Genomic DNA, 21,201 nt, shown 5'->3' with positions numbered 1-21,201 from the left:
CGTCCTCGATTTCACCCGCGACATCTCCCTCGACACGAGGTCTCGGCGAGGTCTCCGGCGGAAACGCGGCCGGATCGACTTTGTGCGCTGGCGCACACAGGGCGCCCGGATGCAGCCGCTGGCGAGTGACGAATGTTGACATTCATCACTCGTCCGGTAGGTTGATGGACATGCGGCCGGGCCGGTCGCGACCCTCGGTTGAGCTCCGCCCCCTCGCTCCGCCAAGGACCGTCGACCGGCCCGGCCGTACGCATTTCTCGCCGCCCGGCTTTACGCCGGCCGGCGCTTCTGGCACCGGCCGGTCATGTCGCTGCGCGCCTGCCTCGTCCTCGCCCTGCTCACCGGCCTCGTCGGCCTCGGTCTCCGCCTCGTCGTCCCGGTCACCCCGGTCGACCAGGATTACCGCGACGTGATCGCATATTATCGTTCGTTGCCGGCGGGCGCGGGGCATTGAGCGCCGGCAAATCATCTCAGAATGATGCGCGGCTCCATCCGCCGCGCCGCATCGAACCCGACGCGATCATTCGCCGTCGTCGAGCTCCCGGCCCGCCGCCTCCGCCAGGTCCCGGAAGCGCGCCCCGTCGATCCCGAGCCCCCAGGCCTCGTAGAGCAGCCGCCCGCCATTCGGCAGGGCGGTGAAATCGTAGTCGGGCGCCTCGCGGAAGCGCTCCAGCGCGATCGGAAACTGGTTCAGGGTCGCGGCCTGGCTGGCATGGGCGGCGAACAGCTCCGCCTTGAAGGCGCAATCCTCCGGATCGAGGTGGAGCGCGATGGCGCGTCGCGGCGGCTCGGCCGGCAGGAAGCTGCCGGCATCCGGCCCGTCCGGGCCGGCATGGTAGAACGGCATCTCGATCACCGCGAGGCGATCCGGCCCGAGGAGCCGGCGGGCGCCCTGCAGGCTCAGCGCCACGGCGTCGTGGTCCGGGTGGCCGCCCTCGCAGGCGTGGGTCAGCGCCACCGCGATGCCGCGTTCCGAGAACAGCGCGGCGAGGCGGCGGGCGAGAGGCGCGATGATCTCCGCCACCCCCTGGTCGCGATGCCCGAGGGCGAGGCGCCGCTCGGGGGCGATGCCGGCGAGCGTCAGTGCCGCGTCGAGCTCGCGTGCCCGCGCCGCCGCGTAGGCGGCGGGATCGGGGAAGCCGCGGCGCTCGGCGTCCCGCCCGTCGCGGGGCGCCCCGTCGGTGACGTGGACCACCGTGAGGCCGGCGAGCCGCGGCAGCTGCGCGCCGCAGCCGATGCTCTCGTCGTCCGGGTGCGCCACCACCAGGGCGACGCGATGCGCCGCCACCGGCCCGCAGGCCGGGTCGGCGAGGGCCGCCAGGACCGCGTCCGCGGCCGGCGAGGTCGGGGCGATGCGGGGCATCGGGATCAGATCGCCGGCCGCGGCCCGAGGGCCGGCCCGGGCCGGATCATCCCGGCGTAGCGCCGGACCATCGCGGCGCAGAACTCGGCGAATTCCTCCTTCACCTGCGGCGGGCTGGTGTGGTGGGGGGCGATGCCCCGGTGCTCGGGGGTGAAGCAGAAGGTCACGGTCACGTCGAACTCCGCCAGGGCCTCCATCTGCCGGTCGAACCAGTCGAGGGCGTTCGGCCGGAACGAATCGGCCCAGGACAGGCCGGTGCGGAGATATGTCACCCCGAGCCGCCGCATCCAGTCCACCGCCTCGTCGAGGCGGTGATCCTGGTAGTGGAACCACTGGCACAGGCCCAGCGCCGGGGTGTGGCGGGCGAAGTGCTCGAGCGCGGGCTTCGGCGTGCCGTCCTCGCGCAGCAACCCCATGAAGAAGTGCCGGTAATAGGACGAGCCCTCCGCCTCCCGGTGGCGGGTGGTGGCGCCCCAGGCCTGCGGCAGGTCGTAGAGGCTGTACCAGTGGATGCGCGGCGCCCGGCCGACCAGCAATTCGGCGGTGCGGTCGAGCCCGAAGACCTGCACCTCCTCGGCCCCGAAGGTCGAGACGCCGACCTCGGTGACCCAGATCGGCTTGTCCGTCACCGCCCGGATCTCGGCGAGCTTGCCGGGCCACTCGCCGATCTGCCACAGGTTCCAGTCGAGCGGGAAGCCGTGCACCGCCACCACGTCGACGTGGTCGAGGGCGCCCTTGCCGTCGAGCAGCCGGATGAAGGTCGGGTCGATCGGCGAGATGCCGCCGAGCACCGTCGGCAGGTGGGGCGCTTCCGCCTTCACGGCCCTCGCCGCGCAGTCGAGGGTATCGGCGAACAGCGACCAGCCCGGATCGATCTCGGGATCCCAGTGCGACTTGTTGTTGGGCTCGTTCCAGATCATCGCCGCTTCGATCATGCCGGCCTCGGGCGTACACAGGCAGGGAGTATCTCGGCCCGTCATGGCCGCCGGGCGGGTGCGGCGCAAGCCGTCCGCCGCGGCTGGCCCACTCCCCGCCGCGGGGCTATCGTCGCGCAAGACCGACGGCGTCGCCACGCGCGCGCCGGGACCAGGGAGAACCGTCATGCTTCGCATCGGCCTGCGCGCCGCGAGGGGATTTCGGGCGGAGGGCATCGCCGGGGACGGCGTCGCGCCGGGGCGGCGATCCCTGCTCATGGGCGCCTGCACCTGCGCGGCCCTGGCCTTCCTGCCGCGGCCGGCCGCGGCGCAGGCCGGGAGCGCGGCGCCCGCCCGGCCGGTCCACGCCGACCTCGACGCCGCGGCCCGCGAGGTCGAGGCGGCGATGATCGCCTGGCGGCGCGACATCCACGCCAACCCGGAACTCGGCAACCGCGAGCACCGCACCGCCGCCCTGGTCGCCCGGCACCTGCGCGGCCTCGGCTACGAGGTGAAGGAAGGCGTCGGCCGCACCGGACTCGTCGCCGTGCTGAAGGGCGGGGGCGGGCCGGGGCCGGTCGTGGCGCTCAGGGCCGACATGGACGCGCTGCCGGTGCGCGAGGAGGTCGACCTGCCCTTCGCCTCGAAGGCCCGGGCCGCCTGGGGCGGCCAGGAGGTCGGGGTGATGCATGCCTGCGGCCACGATTGCCACGTGGCGATCCTGATGGCGGCGGCCCAGGTGCTCTCGGCCCAGCGCGCCCGCCTGCCCGGCACGATCAAGCTGCTGTTCCAGCCTGCCGAGGAGGGCACGGTGGGGGAGGGCGTCTGCGGCGCCCGCCTGATGGTGGACGAGGGCGCGATGCGCGACCCGACTCCCGACATGGTGTTCGGCCTCCACGTCTCGAGCGCGCTGCCGGTGGGGAGCGTCGGCTACCGGCCCGGCAACGCCATGGCGGGGGCGGACCGCTTCCAGATCAAGGTGACCGGGCGCCAGACCCACGGCGCGATGCCGTGGAACGGCGTCGACCCGATCGTGATCGGCTCGACCATCGTCACGACGCTGCAGACCGTGGTCAGCCGCGAGACCGACGTCGCGCGCAGCCCCGCGGTGCTCAGCGTCGGCATCTTCAAGGGGGGGGTGCGCAACAACATCATCCCGGAGACCGCCGAGCTCGAGGGCACGCTGCGGACCTTCGGCGAGGCGCAGCGCGCCACCGCCAAGCGTCGCGTCACCGAGATCGCCCAGTCGATCGCCACGGGCATGAACGGCAAGGCCGAGGTGACCTGGGACGAGAACGGCTACCCGCCGCTCCACAACGACGCCGCGCTCACCGCACGCTGCGCCCCGACGCTGACGCGCCTGTTCGGCGAGCACGCCCGCCTCGTCGATCCCGCCATGGCGAGCGAGGACTTCCCCTACTTCGCGAAAGTGGCGCCCGGCTTCTTCTACTTCGTCGGCATCACGGCGCCGGGCACCGACCCGGCCAGGGCCGCGCCCAACCACTCGCCGCGCTTCCGCGTCGACGAGGCCGGGCTGATGACGGGCCTGCGCGCCACCCTGCACCTCGTCGCGGACGCGACCGGGATGGCGTAAGGCCCTGAAGGCTGACCCTGAATCCTGGAAGCATTCCGAAGAACAGCGGGTTTTCCCTGCGGCGTGACGGCCACGCAGACCTCGCTTGTGCGGCGATGCCTTGACGGCGATGCCGCACCTGCGAGATGACCGCTCCCAAACCGAGAACCGTCGACCCGTCGAACGCCTTCAGGATTCCTGGCCCGATGAGCAACTTCAACGAGGAGCGCGTCCTGTCCGTCCATCACTGGACCGACTCGCTCTTCAGCTTCCGCACCACCCGCGACCCGTCGTTCCGCTTCCGCAACGGCGAGTTCACCATGATCGGCCTCAAGGGCGAGGGCGCCAAGCCCCTCCTGCGCGCCTACAGCGTGGTCAGCGCCAATTACGAGGAGGAGCTGGAGTTCTTCTCCATCAAGGTGGCCAACGGCCCGCTCACCTCGAAGTTGCAGCATCTCAAGGTCGGCGACCCGATCGTGGTCAGCCGCAAGGCCACCGGCACCCTGGTGCTCGACAACCTGATGCCCGGCCGCAACCTCTACCTGCTCGGCACCGGCACCGGCCTCGCGCCGTTCCTGGCGATCATCAAGGACCCGGAGACCTACGAGCGCTTCGAGAAGGTGGTCCTGGTCCACGGCTGCCGCCACGTCCAGGAGCTCGCCTACGGCGAGACGATCACCGAGACGCTGCCGAACCACGAGCTGATCGGCGAGATGGTCCGCGACCAGCTGGTCTACTACCCGACCGTGACCCGCGAGCCGTTCCGCAACCGCGGCCGCATCACCGACCTGATGACCTCGGGCAAGCTCTTCTCGGATATCGGCCTGCCGATGATGACGCGGGAGGCCGACCGCTTCATGCTGTGCGGCAGCCCCGACATGATCCGCGACACCCGCGACCTGCTCGCCGGCGCCGACTACGTCGAGGGCAACCACGGCGAGGCCGGCCACTACGTCATCGAGAAGGCCTTCGTCGAGAAGTAGCGGCGTGATACGCGGGATGCGCCGGGAGAACCGTCCTTTGCGCATCCTGCTGATCAATCCCAACACCACCGCGTCCGTCACCGAGCAGGCGGCGGCGCATGTCCGGCGGCTGATCCCCGCCGAGATCGTGCCGGCGACCGGCCGTTTCGGCGCCCGCTACATCGCGAGCCGCGCCGCCGCCGCCATCGCCGGCCACGCCGCCCTCGACGCCCTGGCCGCGAACGTCGCCGGCTGCGACGCGGTCTATCTCGCCTGCTTCGGCGATCCGGGCCTGCTCGCCCTCAAGGAAGTGTCTCCCGTCCCGGTCGTCGGCATGGCGGAGGGGGCGCTGCACCTCGCCTGCACCCGCGGCCGGCGCATCGGCATCGTCACCGGCGGCGTGCTGTGGAAGCCGATGCTGACCGAGTTCGTGGCGATGCTCGGCCTCTCGGAGCGCCTCGCCGGCATCCGCACCGTCGCCCCCACCGGCGGCGAGATCGCCCGCGATCCCGACGCCGCCCTCGATCGCCTCGCCGGAGCCTGCCGCGATTGCGCGGCGATCGACGGGGCCGACGTGGTGGTGCTCGGCGGCGCGGCGCTGGCGGGCCTCGCCGAGCGGGTGCAGGCGCAGGTCTGCGTACCGGTGATCTGCTCGGTCGAGGCGGGCGCGCGGGCGGTGATCGCCGCGGCCGGGCTCGCCGGGGCGCGGCTGGTCCTGCCCGCGACCGAGAGCGTGGGTCTGTCGGACGAGCTCGCGGGGCTGCTGCGGGCCGGGAGCTGAGTTCCGCAATCACGCAAGACGGTCGCGCGCATTCCCTCTCCCCGCGGGCGGAGAGAGGGGAAACCCACGCCTCGTCCGGTGGCGTCGGGCTGTGCCGGCTCACGCGGGCGGACGGGGCATCACCCCGGCACCATCCCCTCCGGCAGCCCGATCGCGTGGTCGGCGATATCCCCCGCCCGGGTGATCCAGACCTCGTCCCGATGCGCCGCGATATGCGCCAGCGCCCGGCGCAGCGGACGCAGCCGGTGCGGCTGGCCGACGAGGTAGGGGTGGAGCGCGATGCCCATCACCAGCGGCGCGGCGGAGGCGGTCCTTCGCATCTCCTCGAAGGTGTCGACGATCATCTCGGCGAACTGGCCGCCTGAATCCTTGCGCCCGACGATCGACGGGATGTCGTTCAGTTCCTGCGGGTAGGGCACCGAGAGGATGCGCCCGCCGCCGCGGGTCGAGAACCAGGTCGGCTGGTCGTCGTGGCACCAGTCGAGGAGGTAGCGGTAGCCGGCCTCCGCCAGCAGGTCGGGGGTCGCGCGGCTCTGCGAGATCCACGGGCCGAGCCAGCCCGCCGGCGCCCGGCCCTCCTCGCGGGCGAGAACCGCGGTCGCCTCGGCGATCAGCGCCCGCTCCTCGGCTTCCGGCAGGGTGCCCTGGCGCTCGGCATTGCTGCGGCCGTGGCCCACCACCTCGTCGCCGCGGGAGCGGAAGGCGTCCATCAGGCCCGGGCATTCGGCGTAGATGCGGCTGTTGACGAGCACCGAGGCCGGCAGGGCGAGCTCGTCGAACGTTTCCGCGAGGCGGAAGACCCCGACGCGGTTGCCCCAGTCGCGCCAGGCGTAGTTGAGCACGTCGGGCTGCGGCCCGCCCGGCGCCAGCTCGGCCCCGAGTCCGCCGCCGAAGGCGAAGCACTCGACGTTGAGCGCGACGTAGACCGCGAGCCGCCTGGCTCCCGGCCAGTCGTAGGCGGGCCGGCGCGGCAGGGGGCTGTAGGCGTAGCGCCCGTGCGGGCGGGCCTCGTCGCTCATCGTCGTCTTCCTATGGCTTGGGAGGCGGGGCTGCATCGGCCGGCAGCAGGATGCCCGGGACGATCCTGCCCTCCGGCCCGTACTCGCCGGCCACCGCCTGGCAGGCGGCGTCGCGGTTCTGCATCATCTGGTTCGACATCAGGGCGAAGATCGTCTGGACCTTGGCGCCGAACGGGCCGCGGGGCGGGCGCACGTCCTCGATCGTGACTTGGTAGCGCGCCAGCAGCGCCTCGAACGGCGCCGTGCCGATGCGGTAGCCGCAGACATTGGCCGCCGCGAAGATGTAGGCCGCCGTCTCGAGCGCCCGCGGCGGGGGCGCGTTGCGGATGCCCTGCGCGGCGGCCTCCCCGCAGGCGAAGGCCAGGGCGGCGGCGAGGAGCAGGGTCGGGCGCATGGCGGGAATCCTCCGGACGATGCCGCACGGTCTGAGCAGCCGGGCTTCGGCATGGTCGGCGAGATAGCGCGGCCTGCCCCAGGGGCCAGGGGAGGGGCGAGGGGAGGGGGAGGGGCGAGGCACGATCGGGCCGTGCCCGCCGCAACCCTCCGGCAGTGCGCTCGAAAAAACTATCCCCCAGTATCTTTCCGACCCATGGCCGCCCCCGCCCCCCGGGCCTATCTGGCTCCGGCAGAGGCAGGAGGGAGGAGCATGACCACGACCTTCTACCTGGTGCGGCACGCCGCGCATGACCGGCTCGGCCGCGTCCTGTGCGGGCGGATGCCCGGGGTGCGCCTCGGGTGCGAGGGCCGGGCGCAGGCCGAGGCGCTGGCGGCGCGCCTCGCCGGCGAGGGGCTGGCGGCGGTCTACGCCTCGCCGCTGGAGCGGGCGCAGGAGACCGCCGCGCCGGTCGCGGTCCGGGCGGGGCTGCCGCTCGCCACCCTGGCGGCCCTGGACGAGATCGATGTCGGGGCCTGGTCCGGCCGGGACTTCGACGCGCTGCACGGCGACCCGGACTGGAGCGGCTGGAACCGGGCCCGCCACGTCACCCGGCCGCCGGGGGGCGAGACGGCGCTCGAGGCGCAAGTCCGCCTCCTGCGCGGCCTCGAGGAACTGCGGGATCGCCACGGCGAGGCCCGCCTCGCCCTCGTCAGCCACGCCGACGTCATCAAGCTCGCGATCGCCCACGCCCTCGGGCTCGGGGCGGACGGCCTGCAGCGCTTCGAGATCGGCCCGGCCTCGGTGAGCGTGCTGGTGATCGGGGCGTGGGGCGCCAAGGTCGAGAGCCTGAACGAGCGGGCGTTCCTGGGGACCCACGCATGACCGACGAGACCCTGCGCCGCCGGATCGAGGCCCTGGGCCCCTGGTTCCACAACATCGAGGTCGCGCCCGGGCTCTTCACCGCCCCCGGCCACTTCCTCGGCGACTACCCGACGGTGAAGTGGCGCGCCTTCGCGGACGCCGTGCCGGCCGACCTCACCGGCCGGACCGTGCTCGACATCGGCTGCAATGCCGGCTTCTACGCCGTCGAGATGAAGCGGCGCGGCGCCGCCCGGGTGCTCGGGATCGACGAGGACGAGCGCTACCTCGATCAGGCCCGCTTCGTCGCCGGGGCGCTGGGCGCCGAGATCGAGTTCCGCACCCTCTCGGTCTACGATGTCGGGGCCCTCGGCGAGCGCTTCGACGTGGTGCTGTTCATGGGGGTGCTCTACCACCTGCGCCACCCGCTGCTGGCCCTCGACCTGATCCACGCCCACGTCGCCGGCGACCTGGTGGTCTTCCAGTCGCTGCAGCGCGGCGCGCGCACCGTGGCACCGGTCGCCCCCGACTACGATTTCTTCGAGACCGCCCATTTCGACGATCCGGGCTACCCGAAGCTGCACTTCATCGAGCGCCACTACGCGGGCGACCCGACCAACTGGTGGGCGCCCAACCGCGCCTGCACCGAGGCGATGCTGCGGGCCTCGGGCTTCCGGATCGAGGCGCATCCGGAGGAGGAGGTCTATCTCTGCCGCCGCGCGGCGATGCCGGTCGAGGGCCGGCCGGTCTATCCGGCACGCCCGCCGGCCTGAGCGGTACACGGGGCGGCCCTGCGTCCTATAACGGCCTTCAGGGCCCGCGGCTTGCGACACTCGCGGTGCCCGCGAAGGATCCGAGCGCCCCGTGACCCCTCCCGCCCGATGAAGCCCTCGATCCGCCGCGGGACCCTGCGCGAGCCGGGCCCCGATCTCGCCCGGCTGCCGCTGGCGCCGGACCTCACCGGCATCAGCATCGCCGAGGGCCTGCGGGCGGCGCTCGCCTTCGCGAGCATCATCCTGATCGAGTGGTGGCTGCACTGGCCGCCGCTCCTCACCATGGCGCTCGCCGCCAACCTGACCTGCTTCTGCGACATCGGCGGGCCGATCCGGCCGCGGCTGCGCGCACTCCTCGCCTTCGCGGGGCTCGGCGGCGTGGTCTGGGGCGCCTTCGGGGTGATGGAGGGCTACGGCGCAGCCCTGGTGCTGCCGGTGGCGCTCGCGGTCATCTTCTGCTGCACCTTCGCGCGGATCTGGGGCGTGCCGGCCCAGACCGTCGGCAACGTGCTGGTGGTGGTGCTCTGCCTCGCCCTCGACCGCGCCTTGAGCGTCGAGCAGGGCGCGCTCGTCGCCGCGATGTTCTGGGCCGGCGGGCTCTGGGCCGCCTTCCTGGCCCTGGTGGTGTGGCGCCTCCACCCCTACCGGCCGGCGCACGCGGCGATCGGGGGCGCCTGGCGCGGGCTGTCGCGCCTCGCCCGCGACCTGCGCCGGCTCTCGGCCGATCCGCAGGGCACCGACCTCGCGGTGTGGGAGGCCCACGCGCGGGGCCATCGCCGGGCGGTGCGCGACGCGATCGAGGCCGCCCGCACGCTGGTGCTCGACCTCGCCCGCAGCCGGGCGCGGCTCTCGGAGCGCAACGCCCGGGCGCTGATCCGGCTGGAAGCCGCCGAGCAGATGTTCGGGGTGATGATCGCCCTGTCGGACTACCTCGAGCGCGCCACGCCGGCGCAGCGGGCGGAAGCCGCCAGGCTCCTGCGCCTGCTGCCGCCGATGCTCAAGGTCCTCGCCCGGGCGATCCGCCGCGACCGCCCGGTCGACCTCGGGCGCATCGAGCGGGCGCTCGCCCGGGCGCGGCCCGCCGCCGACGCCGACCCGGCCTTCCGCCGGATGGCCGAGCGGATCGTCGACCGGGTGCGCATCGGCGCGAAGCTGTCGGGGCCGGAGGACCTGGCCGGCGGCGGCGGGCTCGCCGGCGCGCCGGCCCCGCCCTGGCGCGAGACCGTGCTGCAGCCGCTGCGCGCCAACCTGACCTGGTCGTCGGCCAACCTGCGCCACGCCGTGCGGGCGACCGTGGTGGCGCTGCCGGCCCTCGCCGTCACCTTCTGGTGGCCGGGCCCCTTCACCCACTGGCTCACCATCACGGTGGTGCTGACGATGCAGCCCTTCTACGCCGCCACCTGGCAGCGGGCGCTGGAGCGCATCGGCGGCACGGTGCTGGGCGGGGTGATCGGGGCGGTGCTCGCCTTCTACGCCACCTCGCCGCCGATCCTCGCCGCCATGATGGTGCCGCTCAGCGTCCTCGGCTTCGCTGCCCGCGGCGTGAGCTACGGCACCTTCATCGCCTGCCTCACGCCCCTCGTCGTGGTGCTGGTCGAGCTGGTCGAGCCCGGGCACTCGTCCTGGGAGATCGTCGGGATGCGGGCGCTGTTCACGGTGCTCGGCGGGGCCGTGGCGGTGCTGGCCGGCCTGCTGCTCTGGCCGCTCTGGGAGCCCGGCCGCGTGCGCGACGCGCTCCGCACCGCCCTCCAGACCCATGCCCGCTACGCCGACGCCGTGGTGGCGGAGCGCCTGGGCGAAGGCCCGGCCGCCGCCGCCGAGGCCGCCGCCCGGGCGGCGGGGCTCGCGAGCAACAACCTGGAGGCCGCGCTCTCCCGCGCCCTGCAGGAGCCGATGCGCCGCGGCCGCTCCCGCATCGAGGCGGCGATGGTCGCCGACGCCACGCTCCGCCGCATGGCCGGCCGCCTCGCGATCCTGCGCCACGAGCCGGAGCCGGCGGGCGCCGACGCCGCGACCTGGCAGGCGTGGCGGGACTGGCTCGGGCACGCGCTCGCCGCGACCGCCGCCGGCGACCGGCTGCCGCCGAAGCCCGAGGCCGCGGACTCGGCGGCCTTCGGGCGCATCGCCGCCCAGGTCGAGCTCCTGGCCGGGACGTTGAAGCGGGCGGGGATCGGCGGGCGGGAGGCCGGCGTATCGCCAAGCCGGGAGCTGCCCTTCGAGCCCGGGAAGCCGTGAGCGGAGCGCCGGCTCTCCTGTGGCGCCGCGACCGTCGCGTCGCGGGGGCGGCTTTCAGGGATCGCGATTTAATATATAAATAAATACACACGGAGCGGGCGACGCCCAAGGTAGAGACGGATGCCCGGGCGATCGTGGCGCGTCTGCTGGCGGAGGGCTGGTTCAGCGAAGGCGGGGCGAAGCATGAGACGCTCGCTCATCCGCTGCGACCCGGCGTGAAGATCATGGTGCCGCGACATCGGACGCTGACGCCCGGCGTCGCCCGCGTCATCGCCAAGGCCGCCGGCTGGATCTGAGTGAGGACGACGAGATGCCCCGCTACATCGCCCTGATCGACGGCGAGCCCGGCGGTTACGGTGCCGCTTTCCCGGATTGCCCCGGCTGCACCGCCATGGGAGCGACGATCGACGAGGCCATCGCCAATGCCGGAGAGGCGTTGCGCGAGTGGATCGGCGACCGCTTGGTCGCCGGCCTCGCGGCCCCGGAGCCGCGCAGCGTCGACGCCCTTCTGGCCGACCCGCAGGCGGCGGAAGCCGTGGCGGAGGCGACCCTGGTCGCAACCGTGCCGCTCGTCCTCGACGAAGGCAGGTCTGTCCGGGTGAACCTCTCGCTCGATGCCGGCGCACTCGCGATGATCGACCAAGCCGCCCGCGAGCGCGGAGTGACGCGCTCGGCCTTCCTCGTCTCGGCGGCGCAGGACAAGATCATGGCCGACGGGTAGCACTCCGTCGGCGCCCGGCAAGGGAGGTCTCTCACCCCCGCCGCAGCAGGAACACCCCCTGCGTGCCGACGAGGTTCCACACCCACCACGGCAGGGCGAAGCGCATCGGGTGGCCCGAGGCGTCGAGCGCCGAGGCGCGCTCGATCCGGGCGCCGACCATGCGGCACAGGCCGACGAAGTCGCGGATCGTGCAGTGGTGGATGTTCGGGGTCGCGTACCAGGGGTCGGGCAGGGTGTCGGTCACCGGCATCCGGCCGCGCAGCAGCAATTCGCTGCGCACCCGCCAATGGCCGAAATTCGGGAACGACACGATCGCGTGCCGGCCGATGCGCAACAAGTGCTCCAGCACCTCCTTCGGCTGGCGCGTCGCCTGGATCGTCTGCGACAGGATCACGTAGTCGAAGGCGTCGTCCGGGTACGCCGCGAGGTCGGTGTCGGCGTCGCCCTGGATCACCGGCAGGCCGTGGGCCAGGCAGGCATTGACGCCTTCGCGCGAGAGCTCGATGCCGCGGCCGTCGACGCCGCGGCGGTCGCGCAGGAGCGCCAGCAGCGAGCCGTCGCCGCAGCCGACGTCGAGCACCCGGGAGCCGGGCTCGACGAGGTTGAGCATCACCAGGTGGTCGATGCGCGAGGAGCCGGTGGCGTCCTGCGGCAGGATCGCGGGGGCGAGGGGGGCGGAGGCGTTCACAGGCCGCGCTCCCGGGCGGCGGCGTCGATGAAGCCGCGGGCGGCCGAGATCATCGCCGGCTCGTCGAGCAGGAAGGCGTCGTGGCCCTTGTCGCTCTCGACCTCGACGAAGGCGACCGGCGCCGCCGCGGCGTTGAGCGCGTGGACGATCGCCCGCGAATCGGCGGTCGGGAACAGCCAGTCGGAGGTGAACGACACGATGCAGAATCGCGTCCTGGTGCCCCGGAAGGCGTTGGCGAGCACGCCGCCGTGGTCGGCCGCGAGGTCGAAATAGTCCATCGCCCGGGTCAGGTAGAGGTAGGCGTTGGCGTCGAAGCGCTCGACGAAGGTGATGCCCTGGTGGCGCAGGTAGCTCTCGATCTGGAAATCGGCGTCGAAGGAGAAGGTCGGGGCGTCCCGGTCCTGGAGCCGGCGGCCGAACTTGCGGTGGAGGGCGGGCTCCGACAGGTAGGTGATGTGGGCGCCCATCCGGGCGACGCCGAGTCCCTTGGCCGGCCGCGTGCCGACGTCGAGGTAGCGCCCGCCATGCCAGTTCGGATCGGCCAGGATCGCCTGCCGGCCGACCTCGTGGAAGGCGATGTTCTGCGCCGAGTGGCGGGCGCCGGTGGCGATCGGCATCGCGGAAAAGACCCGCTCGGGGTAGCTCGCCGCCCATTGCAGCACCTGCATCCCGCCCATCGAGCCGCCGATGCACAGGAACAGGTCCTTGATGCCGAGCCGGTCGAGCAGCATCGCCTGGCCGCGCACCATGTCGCGGATGGTGACCAGCGGGAAGTCGAGGCCGTAGGCGCGGCCGGTCGCCGGGTTGAGCGAGGCCGGGCCGGTCGTCCCCATGCAGGAGCCGACCACGTTGGCGCAGATCACGAAGTAGCGGTCGGTGTCGACCGGCTTGCCGGGGCCGACCAGGCGCTCCCACCAGCCGGCCTTGCCGGTCACCGGATGGGTGTTGGCGACGTGCTGGTCGCCGGTGAGCGCGTGGCAGACCAGGACCGCGTTGCTGCGCGCGGCATTGAGCGTGCCCGCCGTCTGGTAGGCGATCTGCCAGGGCGCCAGCTCCACGCCCGCATCCATGAGCAGCGGCGCGTCGGCCTCGAAACGGGCGACGGGGCTCGTCGGCTCGACCGCCTGGGCGGCGGCCTCGATCCCGGGCTTCAGGAGGGGTGTGGCCATGCTTCTCACGGGGCTGTCGCCGGGCGGCGGGCTGGACGAGGCGAAGGCGGAGGAGTTCCGGGGCCGGTTCGTTCTCCAAACCGGCACCGGACGTTAAAGCGTCCAAAATTTCCGCTTCAACGGACGAAAGAGGTAGGGCTTCGCTGTCCCGCCGTCAATCGACGGAAGGGCATTCTCCGAAGGCGCGCGCCACGGCGGCCCTGGCCCAAGGGCGCGGGCGGTCGTAAGACGGGGGTTCCCGCCGCTTCTCCCCGTAAAGCTATGACGTCGACCCCGCCCGCCGACCTCGCCGCCCTCCGGGCCGACATCGACCGCATCGATTCGGCGATGCACGACCTCCTGATGGAGCGCGGCCGGATCATCGACCGGCTGATCGCCGTCAAGAAGACCTCGGCCTCCGGCTCCGCCTTCCGGCCCGGCCGCGAGGCCTCGATGATGCGGATGATCGCCGAGCGCCACACGGGCCTGCTCCCCCTCGACACGGTGGAGGGGATCTGGCGCGTCATCATCGCGACCTTCACCTACGTCCAGGCGCCGTTCGCGGTCCATGCCGACGTGTCGGGCGGCGACGCGCCGATGCGCGATTCGGCCCGGTTCCATTTCGGCTTCACGGTGCCCTACCGGCCGCATCCGAGCGCCGCGGCGGTGATCGCGGCGGTTGCCGCCTCGCGCGGCGATCTCGGGGTGTTCCGCCTCGACCAGGGTGTGACCGCCGGCGCCTGGTGGCGCCAGCTCGCCGGTCCCGGTCGCCCGAAGGTGATCGCCCGCCTGCCCTTCATCGAGCGGCCCGGCCACCCGGCGGGTACTCCGGTCTTCTGCATCGCCAAGCCCCTCGACGACCCGGCGGCCGCCCAGCGCGACTGGGTGCTCTACGCCGCCCGGTTCGAGCGCTGGCGCGACGAGGCGTCCGATGCGGTGGCGGAGCTGGGCGGCGAGGTGGTGGCGAGTGCCGGCGTCAGTGGGGGCCTGAGCCAGCTCCTGGCCCTGCCCGGTAGCGTGAGCCCGGAGGAGGCGCGGGCGGCGCTGGCCGAGGCCGGCGCGGCGCCGCGGGATCTCGACGAGATCGGCAGCCACGCGGCGCGGTTCCGCGTGGGGGCGGCCTGACGACGTGGCTCTTCCCCTCCCCCTTGTGGGGAGGGGCTAGGGGTGGGGGTGGTGCCGGATCGAGCGCTGCGGTGCCTCCTGCACCACCCCCACCCCCGACCCCTCCCCACAAGCTTGAGCGATCTCGGGCAAGCCCGAGATCGCCTGGGGAGGGGAGAAGGATCAGGCCGACACCCCGAGCCGCCGGTTGAGCCCCAGCGCGCCCAGCGTGCAGACCGCACCCGAGAGCAGGTACACGCCGACCCACGGCAGGCCGAGATGGCTCGACGTGTAAAGCGCGACCAGCGGCGCGAAGCCGGCGCCGACGAGCCAGGCGAGGTCGGAGGTCAGCGCCGAGCCGGTGTAGCGGTACTTGGTGCCGAAATTCTCCGCGATGGCGCCCGAGCTCTGGCCGTAGGCGAGGCCGAGCAGCGCGAAGCCGACCACCACGAAGATCGTCTGGCCGGGCATGCTGTCGCCGAACAGCAGCGGGGCGACGATGCTGCCGATGGCGAACAGGCCGATCAGCGCCGCGGCGAGCGCGATGGTCGAGCGCCGGCCGATCTGGTCGGCGATCAGGCCCGACATGACGATCGTCATCGTGCAGATGGTGGCGCCGGCGAACTGCACCATCAGGAACTCGCCGACCGAGCGCCCGGTGAACAGGCTGATCCAGCTGACCGGGAACACCGTGACGAGGTGGAACAGCGCGTAGCCGGCGAGCGGCACGAAGGCGCCGACGAGGATGTTGCGGCCGCTCGCCTGCACCGTCCGGAGGACCGGCTCCGGCTCGAGCTCGTCGGCCTCGAGCAGGCGGCGGAACTCCTCCGTCGCGACGAGGCGCAGGCGGGCGAACAGGGCCACGACGTTGATCGTGAAGGCGACGAAGAACGGGTAGCGCCAACCGAAGCCCATGAAGTCGGCGTCCGAGAGCTGGAGCTCGAAGAACGCGAACAGACCGCTCGCCAGCATGAAGCCGACCGGCGCGCCGAGCTGCGGCAGCATCGCGTACCAGCCGCGGCGGCTCTTCGGCGCGTTGAGGGCGAGCAGGGAGGCGAGACCGTCCCAGGCGCCGCCGAGGGCCAGGCCCTGGCCGATGCGGCAGGCCGCCAGCAGCACCGCCGACCAGTGCCCGATCGTCTCGTAGCCCGGCAGGAAGGCGATGAGGCAGGTCGAGAGGCCGAGCAGGAACAGCGCGATGGTGAGCTTGGTGGCCCGGCCGTAGCGCCGGTCGATCGCCATGAACAGCACCGAGCCGATGGGACGGGCCACGAAGGCGAGGGCGAACAGCCCGAAGGAGTACAGCGTGCCGGTCACCGGATCGGCCCACGGGAAGACCAGGCGCGGGAAGACCAGCACGCAGGCGAGGCCGAACACGAAGAAGTCGAAGAACTCCGAGGTGCGGCCGATGATGACGCCGAGGGCGATCTCGCCGGGGGCGACGTGGCCCGGCTCCGACGAGACCAGGCGGGCATCCCGTTCCGGCTTGGAGGAGGAGGCGGCGGCGGGATCCGCCGTGATCGTGGCCATATCGGAATCCTGCTTCGTCACTCTACGAAGGTCCCTTCCTTAGAGGAGAACCGGTCCCCAGGGGGCCTGGACAAAACGTCCAATCCCGCGAGGGCCGCGGCGGGCGTACACGACAGGGGCCGAAAGCTGATCGTCCGGGCTGCCCGTGAAACACTTGCGCCTCCTCCTCGTACTTCCGTTCATCCTCCTCACCGGAGGATGCAATATGGTGCTCATGTCGCCCGCCGGCGACGTGGCGCTGCAGCAGCGTAACCTGCTGATCGCCTCCACGGTGCTGATGCTCCTCATCATCGTGCCGGTGATGGCGCTCACGATCGCCTTCGCCTGGCACTATCGCGAGGGCAACAAGAAGGCCGTCTACGATCCCGATTTCCATCACTCGACCGGTCTCGAGGTGGTGATCTGGTCGGCCCCGCTCCTGATCATCATCGCGCTCGGCGCGCTGACCTGGCTCGGCACCCACCTGCTCGATCCCTACCGGCCCGTCAGCCGCATCAGCGCCGCGAAGCCGATCGTGTCGAGTGTCGGCGACCCGATGGTCTCGGGCAAGCCCCTGGTGGTCCAGGTCGTCGCCCTCGACTGGAAGTGGCTCTTCCTCTACCCCGAGCAGGGCATCGCCTCGCTCAACGAGCTCGCCGCCCCCGTCGACCGGCCGATCGAGTTTCGCATCACCTCCTCCTCGGTGATGAACTCGCTGTTCATCCCGGCGCTGGCCGGCCAGATCTACGCCATGCCGGGCATGCAGACGCGGCTCAACGCCGTGATCAACAAGGCCGGCACCTACGAGGGCTTCTCCGCCAACTACAGCGGCGCCGGGTTCTCGCACATGCGCTTCGCCTTCAAGGGCGTCGACGAAGGCGCGTTCAGCGCCTGGGTCGACAAGGTCAGGAAGGAGGGCGGCGACCTCTCCCGGGCCGACTACCTGAAGCTCGAGCGCCCGAGCGAGAAGGAGCCGGTGCGCTACTACAACGCCGTCGATGCCGGCCTCTACGACGCGATCCTCAACATGTGCGTCGACCGGACCAAGATGTGCATGCACGACATGGCGGCGATCGACGCCCGCGGCGGCGGCGGCCGCGAGGGCCTCAACACCGTGATGAGCCTCACCTACGACAAGGCGGTGCGCCGCGGCACCGGCGCCACCCAGACGGCCACCTTCGTGACCGCGCTCTGCACCCCCGCCGACGCCTACGGCCTCGGCAACTCGTCGGCCGCGAAAGCGACCGCCGCCGCGAGCCCGCGCCTGAACTGAACGAGCCCGGACCCCGACCGATACTCCGCATTCCAGGCTGAGCCATGAACTCCGAACCCAATCCGATCGAAGCCTACCCGCACTGGTGGCGGCTGCTGTTCGGCCGCTTCACCCTCGAATCCCTGCCCCTCCACGAGCCGATCGTGGTGGTGACCTTCCTGGCGGTCGCCGTCGGCGGCCTCGCCGTCCTCGGCCTCGTCACCCGCTACAAGCTGTGGGGCGTGCTCTGGCGCGACTGGTTCACCAGCGTCGACCACAAGAAGATCGGGATCATGTACATGGTCCTGGGCCTCGTCATGCTGCTGCGCGGCTTTGCCGACGCGGTGCTGATGCGCTCGCAGCAGGCCATCGCCCATGGCGGCTCCGACGGCTTCCTGCCGCCGCACCACTACGACCAGATCTTCACCGCCCACGGCGTGATCATGATCTTCTTCGTGGCGATGCCGCTGGTCACCGGGCTGATGAACTACGTCGTGCCGCTGCAGATCGGCGCCCGCGACGTCGCCTTCCCGTTCCTCAACAACTTCAGCTTCTGGATGACCACCGGCGGCGTCGTGCTGACGATGATGTCGCTGTTCATCGGCGAGTTCGCGGCCACCGGCTGGCTCGCCTACCCGCCCTTGTCGAACATCGCCTACTCGCCGAGCGTCGGCGTCGACTACTACATCTGGGCGCTGCAGATCGCCGGCATCGGCACGACCTTGTCGGGCGTCAACCTGATCGCCACCATCGTCAAGATGCGGGCGCCCGGCATGTCGATGATGAAGATGCCGGTCTTCACCTGGACCTCGCTCTGCACGAACATCCTGATCGTCGCCTCGTTCCCAGTGCTCGGCGCCGTGCTGGCGCTGCTCACCCTCGACCGCTACGTCGGCACCAACTTCTTCACGAACGATCTCGGCGGCAACCCGATGATGTACGTGAACCTGATCTGGATCTGGGGCCACCCCGAGGTCTACATCCTGGTGCTGCCGGCCTTCGGCATCTTCTCCGAGGTGACCTCGACCTTCTCCGGCAAGCGCCTGTTCGGCTACGCCTCGATGGTCTACGCCACGGTCGTCATCACCATCCTGTCCTACCTGGTCTGGCTGCACCACTTCTTCACCATGGGATCGGGGGCGAGCGTCAACTCGTTCTTCGGCATCACCACGATGATCATCTCGATCCCGACCGGCGCGAAGATCTTCAACTGGCTGTTCACGATGTATCGCGGCCGGATCCGCTTCGACCTGCCGATGATGTGGACCGTCGCCTTCATGCTGACCTTCGTCGTCGGCGGCATGACCGGCGTCCTGCTCGCCGTGCCCCCGGCCGACTTCGTGCTGCACAACTCGCTGTTCCTGGTCGCGCACTTCCACAACGTGATCATCGGCGGCGTGCTGTTCGGCCTGTTCGCCGGCATCTACTACTGGTGGCCGAAGGCCTTCGGTTTCCGCCTCGACCCGTTCTGGGGCAAGGTCTCGTTCTGGTGCTGGGTCGTCGGGTTCTGGGTGGCGTTCATGCCGCTCTACATCCTCGGCCTGATGGGCGTGACCCGGCGCATGAGCTCGTTCGAGGGCACCTCGCTGCAGCCGTTCTTCATCGTCGCGGCCTTCGGCGCGGCCCTGATCGCCTGCGGCATCGCCGCGATGATCGTGCAGTTCGCCGTCAGCATCCTGCGGCGCGAGCAGCTGCGCGACCTCACCGGCGATCCCTGGGGCGGCCGCACCCTCGAATGGGCCACCTCCTCGCCGCCGCCCGAGTACAACTTCGCCTTCACGCCGATGGTGCATGACGGCGACGCCTGGTGGGACATGAAGAGCCGCGGCTACAAGCGTCCGCTGGAGGGCTACAAGGCCATCCACATGCCCAAGGGCACCGGTGCGGGCGTGATCATCTCCGCCATCGCCACGGTCTTCGGCATCGCCATGGTGTGGCACGTCTGGTGGCTCGCGGCGATCTCCTTCGTCGGCGCGATCGCGGCGGTCATCACCCACACCTTCAACTACGACCGCGACACCTACATCCCCGCCGACGAGGTCGCGCGGACCGAGGCCGAGCGCACCCGCACGCTCGCCCTCGTCAAGGCCTGAGGACCCCGCCATGGCGCAGTCACACATTGCCGCGGCGGACGACGCCGAGCTGCACTTCTACGTCGCCGACGAGCACGGTCACGCCGAGGGCGGGACCATGCTCGGGTTCTGGCTCTACCTGATGAGCGACTGCCTGATCTTCGCGATCCTGTTCGCGACGTACGGCGTGCTCGGACGGAACTACGCGGCGGGTCCGTCCGGCGCGGACCTGTTCGACCTCAAGCTCGTGGCGGTGAACACCTCCATGCTCCTGTTCTCCTCCATCACCTACGGCTTCGCCATGCTGGAGATGGAGAAGGGCGACCAGCGGATGACCCAACGCTGGCTCGCGGTCACGGGCGCCTTCGGCCTCTGCTTCATCGGCCTCGAGCTCTACGAGTTCGCCCACCTGATCCACGAGGGCGCCACGCCCCAGCGCAGCGCCTTCCTGTCCTCGTTCTTCACCCTGGTCGGGACGCACGGCCTGCACGTCACCTTCGGGTTGATCTGGCTCGTGACCCTGATGGTGCAGGTGCACCAGCGCGGCCTGATCCAGGCCAACCGCCGCCGGCTGATGTGCCTGAGCATGTTCTGGCACTTCCTCGACGTGATCTGGATCGGCGTCTTCACCTTCGTCTACCTGATGGGGTCCCTGTCATGAGCGCCCGCGCTCCCGTCTCCGAGCAAGTCCACGTCGAGGTCGTCCACGACCACCACGAGGCCGGCCACGGCTCGCGCAAGGCCTACATCACCGGCTTCGTCCTGTCGGTGATCCTGACGGCGATCCCGTTCTGGCTGGTGATGGCCAAGGTCTTCCCCGACCCGCGGGTGACCTCCTTCGTCATCATGGCCTTCGCGGTGGCGCAGATCGTGGTCCACATGGTCTACTTCCTGCACATGAACGCGCGCTCGGAAGGCGGCTGGACCATGATGGCGCTCATCTTCACCATCGTGCTGGTGGTGATCGCGCTCTCGGGCTCGCTGTGGGTGATGTACCACCTCAACACCAACATGATGCCGATGTCGCCGGGCGACATGCGCAACATGCCGTGACGACGATTCACGACGACCGGTCGTTCCAGGCCGGGGCGGTGTCGCCCCGGCCCGCCAAGCGCCTGTCCCTGGTGGCGCTCTCGCTGCTCGCGACCGCCCTGTTCCTCGCCCTCGGGATCTGGCAGGTCGAGCGCCGGGCCTGGAAGCTCGACCTCATCGCCCGCGTCGAGGCGAGGCTGTCCGCCGCCCCGGTCCCGGCGCCCGGCCCGGCCGAATGGCCCAGGATATCCCACGAGACCTCCCGCGACGCCGACGAGTACCGCCGCGTGACGGCGAGCGGCCGCTTCCTCCCCGGCCGCGCCGTCCGGACGATGGCGGTGACCGAGAAGGGGCCGGGCTCCTGGCTGCTCGAGCCCCTCGTCACCGGATCCGGCGACACGATCCTGGTCAATCGCGGCTTCGTGCCCCCGGACTGGCGGGCGCCTCCCGGGGACGGGGAGGGGACCGCGACCGTCACCGGCCTCCTGCGGATCACCGAACCCGGCGGCGGCTTCCTGCGCAGCAACGATCCCGCCCACGGCCGCTGGTACTCCCGCGACGTCGCGGCGATCGCCGAGGCCGAAGGGCTCGGCCGGGTCGCGCCGTACTTCATCGATGCCGACGCCGCGGGCAACGGCCCGGGCCGGCCGGTCGGCGGGCTCACCGTGGTGGCGTTCCGCAACCATCACCTGATCTACGCGCTGACCTGGTTCGGGCTGGCGGCCCTGTCGGGATACGCCGCCCACCGGGCGTGGCGGGAGCGGGTTCCGGGCTGATGGTTTCCAGAACAGGCACCGGCAGAACCCTCCCCCCTCTGCGGG

Annotated in this window: 22 protein-coding genes; 15 read left to right on the top strand and 7 right to left on the bottom strand. The window is 71.5% G+C overall.

Annotated features, from left to right (window positions below; genetic code table 11):
* The first annotated feature begins 304 nt into the window (after window positions 1-304).
* Complete coding sequence (locus A5481_RS34570; protein ID WP_167350098.1) at window positions 305-454, top strand: hypothetical protein; 150 nt, start codon at window positions 305-307, stop codon at window positions 452-454.
* A gap of 66 nt (window positions 455-520) precedes the next feature.
* Here A5481_RS34570 and A5481_RS08040 read toward each other — a convergent pair whose 3' ends face one another.
* Both A5481_RS08040 and A5481_RS08035 read right to left on the bottom strand, forming a co-directional pair.
* Window positions 521-1,363 carry a PIG-L deacetylase family protein gene (locus A5481_RS08040; RefSeq protein WP_245239180.1) on the bottom strand — a complete coding sequence of 281 codons (843 nt, stop codon included), beginning with the start codon at window positions 1,361-1,363 and terminating at the stop codon, window positions 521-523.
* 5 nt (window positions 1,364-1,368) lie between these two features.
* A complete protein-coding gene (locus A5481_RS08035) occupies window positions 1,369-2,298 on the bottom strand; it encodes a glycoside hydrolase 5 family protein (protein ID WP_048437023.1) in 930 nt (309 codons plus the stop codon).
* 166 nt (window positions 2,299-2,464) lie between these two features.
* Here A5481_RS08035 and A5481_RS08030 point away from each other — a divergent pair, with 166 nt between their 5' ends.
* The 3 genes from A5481_RS08030 to A5481_RS08020 all read left to right on the top strand — a co-directional run bounded on the left by A5481_RS08030 (window position 2,465) and on the right by A5481_RS08020 (window position 5,593).
* Entirely contained in the window at window positions 2,465-3,871 is a 1,407-nt protein-coding gene (locus A5481_RS08030) for an amidohydrolase (RefSeq protein ID WP_082173556.1), read from the top strand.
* A gap of 185 nt (window positions 3,872-4,056) precedes the next feature.
* Window positions 4,057-4,833, top strand: coding sequence for a ferredoxin--NADP reductase (locus A5481_RS08025; protein ID WP_048437022.1), 777 nt, complete (start codon window positions 4,057-4,059; stop codon window positions 4,831-4,833).
* Between the two features lie 37 nt (window positions 4,834-4,870).
* Window positions 4,871-5,593, top strand: coding sequence for an aspartate/glutamate racemase family protein (locus tag A5481_RS08020; RefSeq protein WP_048437021.1), 723 nt, complete (start codon window positions 4,871-4,873; stop codon window positions 5,591-5,593).
* A gap of 119 nt (window positions 5,594-5,712) precedes the next feature.
* Here A5481_RS08020 and A5481_RS08015 read toward each other — a convergent pair whose 3' ends face one another.
* Window positions 5,713-6,612, bottom strand: coding sequence for a polysaccharide deacetylase family protein (locus A5481_RS08015; protein ID WP_156312131.1), 900 nt, complete (start codon window positions 6,610-6,612; stop codon window positions 5,713-5,715).
* Window positions 6,613-6,622: 10 nt separating this feature from the next.
* Entirely contained in the window at window positions 6,623-7,006 is a 384-nt protein-coding gene (locus A5481_RS08010) for a hypothetical protein (RefSeq protein WP_048437019.1), read from the bottom strand.
* Between the two features lie 252 nt (window positions 7,007-7,258).
* Between A5481_RS08010 and A5481_RS08005 the strand changes: the two genes are divergently transcribed.
* The 5 genes from A5481_RS08005 to A5481_RS07985 all read left to right on the top strand — a co-directional run bounded on the left by A5481_RS08005 (window position 7,259) and on the right by A5481_RS07985 (window position 11,575).
* A complete protein-coding gene (locus A5481_RS08005) occupies window positions 7,259-7,870 on the top strand; it encodes a histidine phosphatase family protein (RefSeq protein WP_064503871.1) in 612 nt (203 codons plus the stop codon).
* On the top strand, window positions 7,867-8,619 hold the full coding sequence (locus tag A5481_RS08000) for a TIGR04290 family methyltransferase (protein WP_048436169.1): 753 nt from the start codon (window positions 7,867-7,869) through the stop codon (window positions 8,617-8,619). Before A5481_RS08005 ends, A5481_RS08000 begins: the two co-directional genes overlap by 4 nt.
* Before the next feature lie 108 nt (window positions 8,620-8,727).
* Complete coding sequence (locus A5481_RS07995) at window positions 8,728-10,854, top strand: FUSC family protein (protein ID WP_048436170.1); 2,127 nt, start codon at window positions 8,728-8,730, stop codon at window positions 10,852-10,854.
* 134 nt (window positions 10,855-10,988) lie between these two features.
* Window positions 10,989-11,150 (top strand): hypothetical protein, encoded by a 162-nt coding sequence (locus A5481_RS07990; protein ID WP_245239084.1) that lies wholly within the window; start codon window positions 10,989-10,991, stop codon window positions 11,148-11,150.
* Window positions 11,151-11,164: 14 nt separating this feature from the next.
* Complete coding sequence (locus A5481_RS07985; protein ID WP_048436172.1) at window positions 11,165-11,575, top strand: type II toxin-antitoxin system HicB family antitoxin; 411 nt, start codon at window positions 11,165-11,167, stop codon at window positions 11,573-11,575.
* A 31-nt stretch (window positions 11,576-11,606) separates the two neighbouring features.
* Here A5481_RS07985 and metW read toward each other — a convergent pair whose 3' ends face one another.
* Both metW and metX read right to left on the bottom strand, forming a co-directional pair.
* Window positions 11,607-12,263 carry a methionine biosynthesis protein MetW gene (gene metW / locus A5481_RS07980; protein ID WP_048436173.1) on the bottom strand — a complete coding sequence of 219 codons (657 nt, stop codon included), beginning with the start codon at window positions 12,261-12,263 and terminating at the stop codon, window positions 11,607-11,609.
* Window positions 12,260-13,432: a homoserine O-acetyltransferase MetX gene (gene metX / locus A5481_RS07975; protein ID WP_048436174.1), complete on the bottom strand. Its 1,173-nt coding sequence runs from the start codon at window positions 13,430-13,432 to the stop codon at window positions 12,260-12,262. Before metX ends, metW begins: the two co-directional genes overlap by 4 nt.
* A 261-nt stretch (window positions 13,433-13,693) precedes the next feature.
* Between metX and A5481_RS07970 the strand changes: the two genes are divergently transcribed.
* Window positions 13,694-14,536: a chorismate mutase gene (locus A5481_RS07970; RefSeq protein WP_048436175.1), complete on the top strand. Its 843-nt coding sequence runs from the start codon at window positions 13,694-13,696 to the stop codon at window positions 14,534-14,536.
* Between the two features lie 162 nt (window positions 14,537-14,698).
* Here A5481_RS07970 and A5481_RS07965 read toward each other — a convergent pair whose 3' ends face one another.
* Window positions 14,699-16,045: an MFS transporter gene (locus tag A5481_RS07965; protein WP_064503870.1), complete on the bottom strand. Its 1,347-nt coding sequence runs from the start codon at window positions 16,043-16,045 to the stop codon at window positions 14,699-14,701.
* Window positions 16,046-16,190: 145 nt separating this feature from the next.
* On the opposite strand from A5481_RS07965, the gene cyoA reads away from it, so the two are divergent.
* From cyoA to A5481_RS07940, 5 genes are read left to right on the top strand one after another with little or no spacing between them, the layout of a single operon-like run.
* A complete protein-coding gene (cyoA, locus tag A5481_RS07960) occupies window positions 16,191-17,297 on the top strand; it encodes a ubiquinol oxidase subunit II (protein WP_156311701.1) in 1,107 nt (368 codons plus the stop codon).
* A 44-nt stretch (window positions 17,298-17,341) separates the two neighbouring features.
* Window positions 17,342-19,369 (top strand): cytochrome o ubiquinol oxidase subunit I, encoded by a 2,028-nt coding sequence (gene cyoB, locus A5481_RS07955; RefSeq protein ID WP_048432159.1) that lies wholly within the window; start codon window positions 17,342-17,344, stop codon window positions 19,367-19,369.
* A 10-nt stretch (window positions 19,370-19,379) separates the two neighbouring features.
* Window positions 19,380-20,009, top strand: coding sequence for a cytochrome o ubiquinol oxidase subunit III (gene cyoC / locus A5481_RS07950; protein ID WP_048432158.1), 630 nt, complete (start codon window positions 19,380-19,382; stop codon window positions 20,007-20,009).
* Window positions 20,006-20,401, top strand: coding sequence for a cytochrome o ubiquinol oxidase subunit IV (cyoD, locus tag A5481_RS07945; protein ID WP_048432157.1), 396 nt, complete (start codon window positions 20,006-20,008; stop codon window positions 20,399-20,401). Before cyoC ends, cyoD begins: the two co-directional genes overlap by 4 nt.
* Window positions 20,402-20,406: 5 nt before the next feature.
* Entirely contained in the window at window positions 20,407-21,156 is a 750-nt protein-coding gene (locus A5481_RS07940; protein WP_082172937.1) for an SURF1 family protein, read from the top strand.
* The last annotated feature ends 45 nt before the right edge of the window (window positions 21,157-21,201 follow it).

The organism is Methylobacterium platani, assembly GCF_001653715.1.
Taxonomy (GTDB): domain Bacteria; phylum Pseudomonadota; class Alphaproteobacteria; order Rhizobiales; family Beijerinckiaceae; genus Methylobacterium; species Methylobacterium platani.
The sequence above is the reverse complement of the archived record's forward strand: the minus strand, read 5'-3'. Positions and strand labels throughout refer to the sequence as shown.

Coding starts and splice junctions, on each gene's coding strand:
- A5481_RS34570 (WP_167350098.1), top strand. CDS start 305: ATGTCGCTGCGCGCCTGCCTCGTCCTCGCCCTGCTCACCGGCCTCGTC.
- A5481_RS08040 (WP_245239180.1), bottom strand. CDS start 1,363: ATGCCCCGCATCGCCCCGACCTCGCCGGCCGCGGACGCGGTCCTGGCG.
- A5481_RS08035 (WP_048437023.1), bottom strand. CDS start 2,298: ATGATCGAAGCGGCGATGATCTGGAACGAGCCCAACAACAAGTCGCAC.
- A5481_RS08030 (WP_082173556.1), top strand. CDS start 2,465: ATGCTTCGCATCGGCCTGCGCGCCGCGAGGGGATTTCGGGCGGAGGGC.
- A5481_RS08025 (WP_048437022.1), top strand. CDS start 4,057: ATGAGCAACTTCAACGAGGAGCGCGTCCTGTCCGTCCATCACTGGACC.
- A5481_RS08015 (WP_156312131.1), bottom strand. CDS start 6,612: ATGAGCGACGAGGCCCGCCCGCACGGGCGCTACGCCTACAGCCCCCTG.
- A5481_RS08010 (WP_048437019.1), bottom strand. CDS start 7,006: ATGCGCCCGACCCTGCTCCTCGCCGCCGCCCTGGCCTTCGCCTGCGGG.
- A5481_RS08005 (WP_064503871.1), top strand. CDS start 7,259: ATGACCACGACCTTCTACCTGGTGCGGCACGCCGCGCATGACCGGCTC.
- A5481_RS08000 (WP_048436169.1), top strand. CDS start 7,867: ATGACCGACGAGACCCTGCGCCGCCGGATCGAGGCCCTGGGCCCCTGG.
- A5481_RS07995 (WP_048436170.1), top strand. CDS start 8,728: ATGAAGCCCTCGATCCGCCGCGGGACCCTGCGCGAGCCGGGCCCCGAT.
- A5481_RS07985 (WP_048436172.1), top strand. CDS start 11,165: ATGCCCCGCTACATCGCCCTGATCGACGGCGAGCCCGGCGGTTACGGT.
- metX (WP_048436174.1), bottom strand. CDS start 13,432: ATGGCCACACCCCTCCTGAAGCCCGGGATCGAGGCCGCCGCCCAGGCG.
- A5481_RS07970 (WP_048436175.1), top strand. CDS start 13,694: ATGACGTCGACCCCGCCCGCCGACCTCGCCGCCCTCCGGGCCGACATC.
- A5481_RS07965 (WP_064503870.1), bottom strand. CDS start 16,045: ATGGCCACGATCACGGCGGATCCCGCCGCCGCCTCCTCCTCCAAGCCG.
- cyoB (WP_048432159.1), top strand. CDS start 17,342: ATGAACTCCGAACCCAATCCGATCGAAGCCTACCCGCACTGGTGGCGG.
- cyoC (WP_048432158.1), top strand. CDS start 19,380: ATGGCGCAGTCACACATTGCCGCGGCGGACGACGCCGAGCTGCACTTC.
- cyoD (WP_048432157.1), top strand. CDS start 20,006: ATGAGCGCCCGCGCTCCCGTCTCCGAGCAAGTCCACGTCGAGGTCGTC.